8 protein-coding genes and 1 tRNA gene are annotated in these 12,986 nt (G+C 55.4%); 5 read left to right on the top strand and 4 right to left on the bottom strand.

Features of this window, described 5'->3' with window-relative positions:
* Positions 1-350: 350 nt before the first annotated feature.
* Entirely contained in the window at positions 351-944 is a 594-nt protein-coding gene (gene infC / locus HDF09_RS10175; protein WP_311719294.1) for a translation initiation factor IF-3, read from the bottom strand.
* Positions 945-1,238: 294 nt separating this feature from the next.
* Between infC and HDF09_RS10170 the strand changes: the two genes are divergently transcribed.
* Positions 1,239-1,907 carry a response regulator gene (locus HDF09_RS10170; protein ID WP_183765506.1) on the top strand — a complete coding sequence of 223 codons (669 nt, stop codon included), beginning with the start codon at positions 1,239-1,241 and terminating at the stop codon, positions 1,905-1,907.
* Positions 1,908-1,925: 18 nt separating this feature from the next.
* On the opposite strand, the gene HDF09_RS10165 is transcribed toward HDF09_RS10170, so the two are convergent.
* The gene (locus HDF09_RS10165; RefSeq protein WP_183765503.1) at positions 1,926-2,183 is read right to left on the bottom strand and encodes a hypothetical protein; all 258 of its coding nucleotides are present in this window, start codon (positions 2,181-2,183) and stop codon (positions 1,926-1,928) included.
* Between the two features lie 263 nt (positions 2,184-2,446).
* Between HDF09_RS10165 and HDF09_RS10160 the strand changes: the two genes are divergently transcribed.
* From HDF09_RS10160 to HDF09_RS10145, 4 genes are all read left to right on the top strand, one after another.
* A tRNA-Leu gene (locus tag HDF09_RS10160) sits at positions 2,447-2,533 on the top strand.
* 916 nt (positions 2,534-3,449) lie between these two features.
* Entirely contained in the window at positions 3,450-5,234 is a 1,785-nt protein-coding gene (locus tag HDF09_RS10155; RefSeq protein WP_311719204.1) for a cytochrome-c peroxidase, read from the top strand.
* Positions 5,235-5,292: 58 nt separating this feature from the next.
* Positions 5,293-5,700 (top strand): fibronectin type III domain-containing protein, encoded by a 408-nt coding sequence (locus tag HDF09_RS10150; protein WP_183765498.1) that lies wholly within the window; start codon positions 5,293-5,295, stop codon positions 5,698-5,700.
* 722 nt (positions 5,701-6,422) lie between these two features.
* Positions 6,423-7,082 (top strand): hypothetical protein, encoded by a 660-nt coding sequence (locus HDF09_RS10145; RefSeq protein ID WP_183765494.1) that lies wholly within the window; start codon positions 6,423-6,425, stop codon positions 7,080-7,082.
* A 521-nt stretch (positions 7,083-7,603) separates the two neighbouring features.
* Here HDF09_RS10145 and HDF09_RS10140 read toward each other — a convergent pair.
* Complete coding sequence (locus HDF09_RS10140) at positions 7,604-8,428, bottom strand: class I SAM-dependent methyltransferase (RefSeq protein WP_183765491.1); 825 nt, start codon at positions 8,426-8,428, stop codon at positions 7,604-7,606.
* 76 nt (positions 8,429-8,504) lie between these two features.
* Positions 8,505-12,038, bottom strand: coding sequence for a beta strand repeat-containing protein (locus HDF09_RS10135; protein WP_406704454.1), 3,534 nt, complete (start codon positions 12,036-12,038; stop codon positions 8,505-8,507).
* Positions 12,039-12,986 lie beyond the last annotated feature (948 nt).

Below are 12,986 nucleotides of genomic sequence, written 5' to 3'. Positions count from 1 at the left end.
ATATTTCATTACTAAAGTAATGAAAATGCCGCCGCAAATGGGTGATGCTGGCAGGCCAACCCTCGTATCTGGCTCAAATCATGATCGGCTTTCGGGGGAGCCCTCTTGTCACAGGACGCGACTCACCACAGTCATGCTCAAGGAGCCTAATCTATTGCTGGCTAATAGTTAGAGAGTTTCCGATCAATGGGCCGGATTCAGGCGCAGGGGTAGGGTCGACTTAGAGATAGGTAAAATAATAAAGTCCCATCAGACTGAGGATGTTGATGGGACTTATAGCTTCTCTTGAAAGCCGAAATGTTTTGCGCACCGACTTCAACCCTGAAATCGGCGGCAAAGAGGGTGTTCTTTCAGGCCTGAGCGGGGGTGGGAACTGCAGGTTCGGCAGGCTTGGTGCCAGAGGCCGGGGTGGCCGAAGAGGCAGCTTTCTTTGGAGTGGCCTCGACCTTCTTGGACGGAGCCAGAATGGCGTGCAGCGTGGTGCCTTCCATGCGGGGCATGAACTCCACCAGGCCGGCATCGCCGATATCCAGAATGAGGCGGTTAATGATCTTGTAGCCGAGGTCGCGATGCGCCATCTGGCGGCCTTTGAAGCGCAGGGAGGCCTTGACCTTGTCGCCTTCTCCCAGGAAACGGACAGCCTGATTCTTCTTGGTCTGATAGTCGTGCTCATCGACGGTCACGGAGAACTTGACCTCTTTGATGACGATGACCTTCTGTTTCTTGCGGGCTGCGCGATCGCTCTTGTCTTTCTCGTAGAGGAACTTTCCGTAGTCCTGAATCTTGCAGACAGGGGGAACGGCGTTGGGGGAGATCTCTACCAGGTCGAGCGAGCGCTCGCGGGCCATCTTGAGGGCGTCAAAGGGAGCCATGACGCCAAGCTGTTCGCCATTTTCGTCGATGACGCGAATCTCGCGGGCGCGGATGCGTTCGTTGGTGCGGATAAAAGACTTGGCGGAACGTTTATCAATCGGTGGAATAAGTCGCCTCCACAGCGGATCTTCTCAGCCGCTATGCGTTGTTTAGGGTTTAGATGCAAATCTCACGAAAGGTTGCACCGCAACGTGAAGTATAACACTTTGCGTACGAAGCCCCTTGGAATCAGTGACGAAGAAAGAGCATTCTGCTCTTCGCCAAGAGCATCACCGGCCATTCCACTCCCCGCCATCAGGCCCCCAACTTTGGAATCGGAGGCCCGATCATGTATGTTTGCACGGAAGCTCTCAGAAAGGAACCGAATGAGACGCCGCATTTTATTGGTCGATGACGAGGTCGCTGTTCTGCTGACCCTGAAGGCTGTGCTGGAGATCAGCGGCTTTGACGTGGATACGGCCGCCTCCGCGCGCGAGGGCGTTTCGAAGCTGCATACCCGCGAGTACCAGATGCTGATCACCGATATGCGCATGGAGCACGATGTCGCCGGTATCGAGGTGATCAAGGCTGCACGGTCGGCAAACTATCATCCCGCGGTTGCGTTGTTGACGGCCTTCCCTGTCGCCGAAGAGGATTGGCAGGAGATGGGTGCGGACCAGCTCCTGGTCAAGCCGATGCACACGCGAATTCTGCTGCAGCAGATTGAAGACCTGATCGCCTCTCACGAGCGAAAGCTGGCTGGTCTCGGCTTGACGTCAAGCGCGTCGAAGCCTGCCGCTAAAGCGACTGGCAAAAAGAAAGCAGTCGTCAAGAAAGCAATTGTCAAGACAGCAGCCGCGAAGACAGCAGCCGCGAAGAAAGCGGTCGCGAAGAAGGTTGCCGTTAGAAGGTCGCCGGCCAAGAAGGCTGCGGCCGCGAAGACTTCCATCCGAAAGAAGCCCGTCGCCAAGAAAGCCATCGTCAAAAAAGCCGTCGCGAAGAAGGCGACAAAGGCAGCCAAGTCGAAGCCTGCACGCCGTCGAACGAACTCCTGATTCGAACTGTTGCGAGTGCTAGTTTGAGGTGTGTTCTTTGATGTAGCTGCGCAGCGACAGATTGAGCTTGAGTGCTTTTTCCACGCCGCCATCGAGCATGCGCAGCCAGTCCGAAGCCGGTTCTTTCAGCTCGGTGGTGCTCAGAAGATAACTCGTCTGGACGATGATCTCGAGCGCATTACTCAGGTCGTGTGCGATTCTGCGCATCTCGACGGAGATATCTTCTGGAATCTTTTCGACGTTCGTCCCCTGGGAGAGAGCCTTCGGATCATTCATGTAAAGTGTCAGCCTTCCTTTGTGTCTAGACGCGTTTGCTGGGGAGAAGACTCGTAATCCTCGATCCTGTGTTTAGCGATCCTGTATTTCGTTACGTTCGTTATTGGATGCGCGAGCGCCCCTCCCCGGACGCCTCACCTCTCCAGCGACCTCGCTTCCGGCAATGCCGCTGGAAGCCACATTGACAGCAGCTTCCGCGTTTGTAAAACTAGAGACTCGCGGTTAGCGTGCTCCGGCCTTTACGGTGGGGCGAATGACACCGTGCCGTAGTGGCGGAATTGGCAGACGCGCATGGTTCAGGTCCATGTACTCGCAAGGGTGTGGGGGTTCGAGTCCCCCCTTCGGCACCATTACTATTTTTAATAGTTTAAAACGGCTTTTACTAGCCGTTTTACTATTTGCTGGCAACAACTGGTTTCGGCTGGCTCTCGCTGGCGACCGTTGGAGTTCAGCAGCCTCAGCCAAACTACGCTCCCATCGAAATTTCTGAGGAGCTTTTGTGGCAAACAAGATTGCTGTTGTCTATCAACACGTAAAAATCAATAACCAGTGGACGTTTCAGAAGGCACCCACCATGCGTCGGCGCTTTTTGTCCGACGGTGCCTGTTACATCAGCTGGTATGAGGGCACTAGAAAGTGAATGGAGCGTGTGGGCCCCGATCTGTCCTCTTATCGGAGCCCTGAGCCTGAAACTGCGAGCATTTTGCGCTCGCTTGCGAGCCAGTCGCGAGAGCTCTGGCAGGCAGATATTGCGACCCCCCAAAAATACTGCAGACGCTTCGATGTATCCCACGCGGTCATCCGCCTTGACGAGTATTTTGCCAAGATCGATCCCGGCCGCATGGCGCACAACTGAACTGACAAACCCATGCTCGGTGCACACTTCAACGCACCGGTATTTCAGCTTACAAGGAAGGATCGCCGGTCCGATACATCGACGTCCCTCCGCCGTTGACCGGGTTTCCGTCCATTGCTGCACCAAAGTTCAGACTGCCCAGGCTGCCGTCCCGCTCATAGCTTTATTCGGCATCTGAGTCTCCTGATGGGTCCACCACAGGGTGCAGCCGGGTTGGCCAAGCGAACCGAAATGGAAAGTACTGTTGTTGCCACACGCTCAACTGATGGCTCTGGCCAGCGCGGCGAGTTGAGATTCCACGCCACCGGCAATTGGTCGTATGATCGCCCATGCTCGGGCATTGACAGAGCCAACATCTTTGGCTTTCGAAGACGGAGCAACCCAACGACGACTCATGAAAGAGGTTATCGATGAATCGGCGAACACTGGCGATGGTAGCAGTCGTTGTATGTTGTACGTTGGCGCTACTCATGACCCTGACCAAACGAAAGGTGTCGCCGCGGAGTAAATCCGCCCTTTCAGACTCGGTTTACAACCCGTACCCGCCTGGCATCCTTCCACCCAATTTGGATTCCGAGATAGCTCGTGTTCAACGGGAAGTGGAGGTCATCGAAGGCCGAGCGCTTGCTCGGTGGCACGCGTTGCCGCCCCCGATTCTGACAGGTCAGCCGCCCGTGCTCATGAATGTCGGAACTGAAGCTACAGAGACGCTCGGCGAGCTCATGATGTTTGACCAGAACATATCACCCAACAGAAATCAAGCGTGCGCGTCTTGCCACATGCCATACGTCGGTTTCGGCGGGCCGATCCCTTCGGTCAACCTGACAATAACCGCGTATCCCGGAACGGCTCACATTCGGGCGGGCAAGCGGACACCGCAACGACACCCGTATTCACCGTTCTTCCCTGTGCTGCAATACAACCCGGTACAGGGTCAATTCTTTGGTGGAAACTTCTGGGATTCACGCGCGACCGGGTATTTGCTAAGGATTCCCGACGCCGAACAGGCACAGGGCCCTCCCGTCGATACGCAGGAGATGGGCCTCCCCGATACTGCCTGCATCGCATTCCGGCTTTCGCAGGCTGAGTACCGGCCTCTTTTTGAGGAGGTATGGGGCAAGGGCTCGCTCGATATCAACTTTCAACATGAGACGGAGCAGATCTGCACAACCCCTGGGGGGGCTGCGGTGTTTGGCGGGAGCACCACCCCGATTGCTCTAAGTGCAGCCGACCGAACACGCGCCAATGTGGTTTATGACCGTTGGGCGCAGTCGATTGACGCATTCGAGCAGTCCGCGCAGGTGAGCGCCTTCTCTTCGAAGTTCGACGCGTTTCTGGCGGGCAAGTACAAGCTCACGCAAGAGGAGATGGCGGGATTCAAGCTCTTCAACGGCAAGGGCAACTGCAACTCATGTCACCTGGACGGAAGAGGAACCACTTTAAAGTCAAACCAGACCGACACCAGTGCTGCCGCCATGGTGAACCCTCTGTTCACGTGCTTTGGCTCGGCGAATGAGGGCGTGCCACTCAATCCGCGAGATTCTTTCTATTACGAGAACAAGCCGGATGCATACGGATTCACGGCCAATCCTTACGGTTTCGGCTACAGAGATTTGGGACTTGGGACCTTCCTCAGAAGCGGGTTCGGTTCCGGTCCCAACCCGAACATGAATTGGAAGCAGTACGCACCTACTGTCGACGGCCAGATGCAGGTGTCTTCGGCGCGCGATGTGGCCATGACGCCGGCACAATGTCCTTCCACAGAGGCACCCGGGCCGTACTTCCAGAAGGGGTTTTTTCACAACGGCTACATCAAGAGTCTGAAGCAGCTCGTGCATTTTTACAATACGCGCGACAAGTATGCGTATCCGGTCACCTCCGGACATTGCCCGAAGGGAACGACCGAAAAAGTCGATTGCTGGCCTATGCCGGAGGTTCGGAACAATATCGATATGACCAGCGGGAATCTTGGCCTCACGGATAAGGAGGAGAATGAGATCGTTGCGTTTATGCAAACATTGTCGGACGGTTTCACGAGGCCTTACCTCAACAGCGATACTTTTACGGGCGCTTGTATGAGGGGTGGTTCGGCTGCGACGCAAGGAAACGAGCTGTTGATTCCGACTCCGCCTCTACCGTCCTGCGCGTTGGCAGTCTGCGGCGTTGCGCCTGTCCCCAAACCGAATATTCCGTAGCACCAACGTCAAACGGCGGCATGTGCCTTCGATCATCTGTCTAGGAGTTTTTTGAGGTGTGAATTTGAACAGAGCCCTCGTAGCTTTGACGATCTCGGTTTTGAGCGGCAGCCTGTCTGCACAGGAGAGTCCGACGACTCCAAAAGCTCTGCAGGTGCGGATTATCCAGGGGCCGAAGATCGAGTTGGCGATGGAGCATTTGACGATTATCAACTGGACGACGAACAATCCCGGTGGCTCACCCGTGCATTACGGAATCGTGCACTATGGCAGGGATCCAAAGAGCCTGACCGAGACCGCAAAATCTCCGATCAGGTTGAACCCGGATCACGCATCGACGGTTTTTCGCGTACGCCTCGATAACCTGGAACCACAGACGACCTACTACTACACCGTTGACTCGATGGAGGCCACTGGCAAGAGCGATGGAGTGAAGAGCTCGGTCAACCACTTCACTACCCCTTAGCTAGCCCAGTCCACTTGGCCGAGAGAAGTCGTCTTATCGGACAAGTAGTCCTCGCCAATCCACTGTTGAGCTAAAGCCAGTCTATCCACAGATAATTTTGGAATGGAAACTGTTTGCGATTCTGTCGTTTAAGAGATCGGCCTAGGATTCCTCCTCATAAGTCGGCTTGTTAGGAAGCTAATGTCACTGGCGGATGACGGGCTATAGGAAAGTTGCTCTTCTCCTTGATCTTCGCCCCGGCTAACTTCCTGTTTGCCGACCACTCGGAAGTCTCGTCATAACGCGGGCGCTTGAACTAAGCCCCTGCTATGCATAGCCCGGGATTTCGGCACTCTCGAAAGGACTGGATGCTCTCAGGGGCCGCTAAGCGCGCCTATCAACCTGTGATCACTCCCTCATCGCGATTTCCGAGCTGATGTCGCTTTGGGCCTTGGGAGATGAAAAAAATAGGTTGCTTTCCAAGGCGAACGGAAGCGCCCTCTCGAAAAAGGGCGGGGACTGATCCCCATTCTGATTGCATTGCAATAGCACGGGCGGTCCTGAACGTGGCTGTATGGGTTGCGGGAGCAATTCCGACTACAACGTGATGTGGTCAGTGACACGCGAAACGATGACGGGAAGTATACGGCAGTTTTTCAAGGATTGGGGACCCACCTTACACCCTGGTGTCGATCTTGGGGATGAATGGGCATCTGGGTGGACGGATACCAGCGAGGCATGCCATGCCAAAAAGAAGTACCCGCGTAACGCTGTCGAACAATACGCCTTTCACCTTAACGCTGCTTGACCCCGCGATCTCATCAAACGATCCGTGTCATGGCAGTTGGACGGACGGAGGATGGCGACCGCCACCGCAAATCCAGCCGCAAACACATGGCGCCTGGCAGTCTGAGTCCTCCGGCATTGCCACTGGAACGGAAGGCTGGGTCAAATATTTGATTGATCCCGGAATCCCCTGCCCGCAAGAGTTGATCTTCATTCACTGGGACAATCCGTTTGCATGGGATAGCGGCACAAAGCCAATAGATTTCACGGTCAGCACTTCTGATGTTACGCCTCCGTGTAATTCCAATATAGGAGTGTGGGGTTTCCCCGGCAGTGGCGTATCTCCTTCGGGCTGCCGTCACGAACTTTTCGGGGCCGGAGCAAGCGGTGGGGGGTTGCAGGGCGTGACCTGGTGGGATGCCGTGATGAATTGGCCGATTCTTTTGGCCTTTACTATTCTTGGCGATGCGGACGTCAATCTTGAGTTTACGATTGGGTTGCGGCTGGCAGGCAGCGTGGATCAGACGATATTTTCCTTTTATAACGGAAGCCAAGGCTTACGTTCAGTGGCTAGTGCGGCCAAACAGCCGAGTTTGCGAACGCTCTTCAGAATGTGAAGTGTCCCAAGGAGCATCACTTGAGACCGACAGCCGGGAGCAACGAAGTATGTCGAAATTACTTTCGACTATAACCTCGCGGCCGCACGTTCCATGTTGCTGAGCATTGCAGTTGAGGCTTTGCTTTCTGAGCGGGTAGCGCGGTGACAGTTATACAAAGACCGTAACCATAACAATCCATGCTGAGCAGGTTGTACTGAGATGGCCGGCTTATGGGAAGGCTTTTCGAGGTTCTGTCCCTGCTCCGGGTGAGTCACGGGCTATCCGGAAGTAATCCACGTTTTGCTGGAAAGCTCTGGACGCGGTTCTGCACCGAATCGGCGCGGAATCATAGACTCTGACTCCGGGACAACCTGTTTAAACTGAATGGGCATCAGCAACTCTTCAGGCAGCCGCCGCTTAGGATATGGGTGACGGGGTATACAGAGCTACCAGTGAGGTTTCCAGTTGTTACGGTAGGGACTATACGTCCACCATGACTCATAGCGCGGCATTTAGTATCTGAGACACATTTCATGCAATCACGGAGTGAGATCATCTCGGAACTCCTTACTCGCAACGTACAGATACCTCAGCAGACGCTTTTCGCTCATCAAAACATGTACACAGGAGAGGAACCGTTGCAGTCCCTCGAAGTTAGTCTTGCCTTCCGCTGCGACCAGTTCCTCTTTCCTTTTCTCCCGTGCGTGATACCACTGCTTCGCGATCCGAGCCGCGCTCTCGGTTGTATCTTGTACGCGGATGTGTCGAAACTTCGCTCGCTCCATGAGGCGTTCATTCTCTCCAGGCGGGCTGTACACGTAAAAGCCGATCGAGCTACGCGTAGCGATCTCTTCGTGGGAAACCATTCCGCCAATTATCAGAGCGTCACTGAACAGCATCCGTCCGCCGGGATTTAGTACGCGAAACATCTCAACCAATACCTCGGGGCGTCCTGGAAGATGGCACAGAACGTCATTCGAGAACACTGCATCAAAGGTGTTGTCGTCGAAAGGTAGATTCTTCGAGGCGTCACACTGTTCAAAACGCACCTGGGAAGCGAGACCTCTTGCCTGCGCAAGCTGGTTCGCATTGCGAACTCCCGGTTTGTTAATGTCCAGCCCTATGAGCCGACAGCCCACTTTTTCTCCAAGGTGCAACGCATATCCCCCCGAACCGCACCCCACTTCCAGCACAAACGAATCGGATCTCAGCCCCAGCAGTTGGGGGATTGCATTAGATTCTTCCGTTGTCACCCAGCTCGTTTGCCCGAAATCCTTGCCATAGGTCTCGATGCGCACCTGGCGGTAGGTCGCCGACTCATAATTTCCATAAGCACTATCGTAGAGATCCACTTTCCGTGACATGTTAGAGATCCTCCTCGACCAGGCTCTACGGCGGGGGATTAGAACCCGAACCCAGATTAGCAATCATCCGACGTCGCTATGGCAAACCCGAAATGCCACTTCCTTGAAGGATATAAAGGACTCCGGCAGAGCCCGTCGTGTAGAGTTGGCTGTTCGTCACGAATGCGAGGCCATTCGAGCCCCAGCGAGCCATTCGTGTCGGATATCCGAGGACATCGGGAATCACAATTGAATTCAGCAGACCTCGAGTGTTGAGGTCGAAGATATTGAGCGTGTAGGATGTTGCGCCCTGACCGGAGTTGTTCGAGCTAGAGGAGCTGAGAACGAAGGCTCGTTTGAGAGTGGAATCGGTTACGACGGCCACTCCTGAAGGGAACGTGCCGACTTGTGCTGGACCCACTGGATTCGTAATGACTCCCGAATCACTGTAGATCAGATTTGTCCCGGGGTCGAAATGGACCCTGAGCCCAAGATTGCCACTGTTGAGGGCGCCCGCGACCGTGACGCCGGTGGATGACACGGCAAACCCGCCAAGGCTCTGGGGCTGACCACCATAATCGGACTGCCCATAGAGCGTGGTGGTGTCTGCACCCCAAGCGAGGGTCGAGAAGTCAAATGCACCGGAGCCATACACCACGAAGCCGGGGCGCGGGGTGGCACTATCGTAGATGGCTAAATTGCCACATCCTCTGGGTTCTACGTTGTTGTTCCCACTCGTCACGGCGATGGACTGAGGATTGCCCGGTGCAACCTTGACCTCTGTCGCGAACGTACAGCTGCCGTGCGTTCCCACAGTGTTTGCCGGGTACCCTACGCCTGTGGGTATGGTTAGATCGAGCGAGAAAGACGGCAGCGCATAGCGCTGAATGATGGCCTGCCCGTAGAACCCGGAATAAAGGTACTGGTTGTCGTCAGAGAGCGAGATAACGCTTGGGTTGTCGGCGATGGGAACAGCCTGGGTTAGGGTGGGCTTCGTTGGGTCGACGACCGCAATCGTGTTGGGAAAGACGGGATCGCTGCCGGGAACAGCGACATAAAGCAAGTTGTGTTTACTGTCCCAGGCGAGATCCTGACCGGAGATGTCCAGGGTGTTGATCTGCGTACCTGGCCCCAGGTCAGGAAGAACCGTGAAACCGAGTGCGCCGGAACTGGCGGTTCCAACGCCATTTGTGGCCGCGATGCCACTCGCTACAGGGCTGGTGAGCGAGGAAGCAGGAATGGTGGCAACGATCTGTGTGTCGGAGACTGAATCGATCAGAAGAGTCTGGTTGTTCCATGTCACTTGTGAAGATTGCGTGAAGTCGCGGCCGGTGAGCGTAAACTTCACATCAGCGCTGCCGGCAGTGACTGCAGCGGGAGTGACAGAGATCAGGGTTGGCGAAGGGGCGACGTAACCGCCGGCGGGCGAAGAGATACCTGTGGGCGCGATGAACGAGCCGTCGATCAGGTAGATCTGCGACGAACCGTTGATCGCGAGACCGCTGGTACCCCACCGGACGATTGTCGAGCCTCCGGTGAGACCGTTGACCAACATCGAGTTGATGTAGTTGAACTGATCGAGGCCGAAGGCCTGAATGTATGTACCGTTCACGGGACCGTTGGGATAGAAGCCGTTGACGTTTAAGTAGAAGACGGTGCGCTGGGCGGTGTCGAGCGCGAAGGGATTTTCTTCGTAGCCGATGGTGTTCTGCACTTGAAGCTGACCAACATTCTGACCGCTGGCGGCGGTGACGACATCGCCATAGCCGTCGACCAGACGACCGGTCTTCGTGTCGAAGGCGAGATGCCTGACGAATTCGCCGAGTGCTCCGGGCTGGTCGCTGTGAAGTGTCACACCGCTGTTGTTGACGGAGAACGTGTCTTCATCTGCAGTGGAGATTATCGCGTTGGAGCCATAGAGAGTGGTGGCGTCGCTCCCCCAGACGAGAGTGTTGAAGTTGTTGTCAAAGCCCGTGGGAACTGCGATGTTCGAACGGACAACACCATCATCGAAGACAGCAACACTGCTGTTAACAGATGCGTTCTGAAGTGAAACGCCAACAGTATGAGGTTCTCCGGGAGCAGAAGCTACGGAAGTGGCGCTGTTGGGCTTGCCGTTGGCGCTGCCGAGACCGAAGGTGATGTCCGGCGTAAGCGATGGGAGGGTGAAGCGTTCGATCTGCCCAGTGGACGGGAGTGTTACGTAGACATAACTGCCGTCGGCGGTGACAGAGATGCCGGAGGGCTGGCTGGGGAGAGATGCGGCGGTAATCACTGTGCCCTGCAGCGGATCGATGGTGACTATGCTATTCGCATTGTTGGAAGAGCCTGAGAGAGTCGACGCGATAAGCAAATTGTGCGCGGGATCCCAGCCGAGATCAGCCGCCTCGATGTTCACGGTCCGAATACGGTTGTTGGCGCTGATGACATTGAGCGTCTGAGAGGCAGAAGTGCCGCCGCCGGGAGCCGGATTTGAGACAGCGATTGTGACGGTACCAACGGTAGAGACGGCGCTTGCGGGAACAATGACCGTGGCGGTCGTACCCGACGAGGAATCCGGCTGCGTTGGCGCCCCGTTGATCAGAACCGTCGAGGACGAGACGAAGTTACTGCCGGAGAGTGTGAGATAGAAATTTGGCGCACCAGCCGTGATCGAGACGGGAGAGATACTGCTGAGAACAGGCACAGGATTGACGACCTGAAACATTAGTTGATTGGAGATATTATTCGGCCATGCCGAGTCGTGAACTGTGACGATGAGATTGCCTGTGCTCGTCAGGGCTTGCGCTGAAATTGTGAACTGAATCGAGGTTGACGAAATGTAAGTGGTGGCTGCGGCGAGGTAATTGTTGATGTAGACGACGGACGTAGGTGTGAAGTAGGTGCCAGTCAAGGTAACGTTTACCGGCGACGAACCGGCCGTCGCAGTCGCAGGCGAGAGTGATGCGAGTGTCGCGGGCGGCTGGCTCAGCGTGACAGGAATTGTTTGTGAGCTGCCGCCACCTGGCGCGGGATTCAAGACAGCCAGGCTCAAAGTGCCAACAGTGGCCAGAAGCGCAGCTGGGGCGGACGCCGTGAGCTGGGTGGCACTGACGAAGGTCGTCGTCAGCGATGTTGTTCCGGCCATGACTACGGAAGACGAGTTAAAGTTTGTGCCGGTGAGAGTGAAGACCGTGTTCGGTGAGCCGGCATAAAGTAACTGAGGGGTGACGCCGGAGAGCGTAGGGGCGGGATTCGTAATCGAGACCTGCTGTGAAGAGGTGTTCCCGGTCGTGGACTGGCCGTCAGGATTGGTGACCGTGATGTTTGCGGTGGATCCTGTTGCGGCAAGATTAGCTGGAACGGCGGCGCTCAGCGCGGATGCGCTCGTAAAAGTAGTTGCGAGGGCAGTTGTATTCCAGTTCACCACAGCCTGGGGCTGGAAGTTGCTGCCAGTAATAGAAAGCGTGAAAGCCGGTGAACCGACTGGAACACTTGACGGAGAGATGCCTGTAACGATTGGTGCTGGCGTTTTTTGTTGCGACCCACCTCCGCCAGAGTTGCCGGAACCGCTGGAACAGCCGCCAAGAATGGCAAATAACCCGAAAAGGGACAGAGGGAAGAAGTGAGATATCCGGAATCGAAGAGACATGAAAAAACCTATCAGTCGCGTTGTCATGGGGACGTATGCGGCCATACTACGATATGTAACGTAATCGAGACAGAAAGAAAATGAATTGATCGACGTTGGGTAGTAATTGGCGGGTTCTCACTTGATGTGAACACGGCTCGTCTTGAACTCATCCTGACAACCTTCCGTATTTGCGAACCGCCAGTAGAGCGAGAGTTTTAAAGGTGCACCGCTGCGCGGTGGATGTCGCCGAGTTTGTCTTCGCCCAGGCCGTGCAGTTCGCTCTCGTTGAGGCGGCCACCGCTGAGGAGATTTGCGAGGACGAAGGGGAGGATCGAGTAGCGGTAGTCGTACTCGCGGTCGTTTCGTCGGCCTTCGTCGTTAGCTCTGTATTGCTACTTTCTCCAGCACAAAGTGCGTCGCGTATTCCGAAGCCATGCGATCGGTTACGCAAGATCCGAGCGCAGGCAGGTCCAGACCGTGCAACAGCGGCTCGCCCTGACCGAGGAGAACCGGCACCAACGCGAGATGCACGGAGTCGATCAGTCCGGCTTTGCAGACACCGCAATGACTATGCCGGCAAGCGAGGTTGAACATCCAAACCTTTCGCTCGCTTTGCAGCGAGGTTTGCTAAGGGAGAGTCAATTCCAATAATTGGACGCCATACCATCAATCGACCACGCAACTATGTTCGCCAAATTGAGCGAGTTGTTTGATTTCGGAAGAGCTGCGATGAATGACATGGTACGGCGCAGTGTTTTGCAGCATTCGAATCGGCGATAACGTACGGTTCGAGAAACCGCAAATGGCCGGCACGCATTTCCAGGAAGGTGTCGACCTGAACCGACTCAGGACTGACACCTACTGAACCGCCCGCGATAGCGTTTTACTGTTTTACTAATCATGCGTAGTATTAATGTTGTCAACGGCTGGACGCCGCTGGCAATAGCTGGAGTGAGCGATATAGTA

This window comes from Edaphobacter lichenicola (assembly GCF_014201315.1).
Classification (GTDB): domain Bacteria; phylum Acidobacteriota; class Terriglobia; order Terriglobales; family Acidobacteriaceae; genus Edaphobacter; species Edaphobacter lichenicola_B.
Note: the sequence above shows the minus strand (reverse complement) of the source record. Positions and strands in the feature narration are given on the sequence as shown.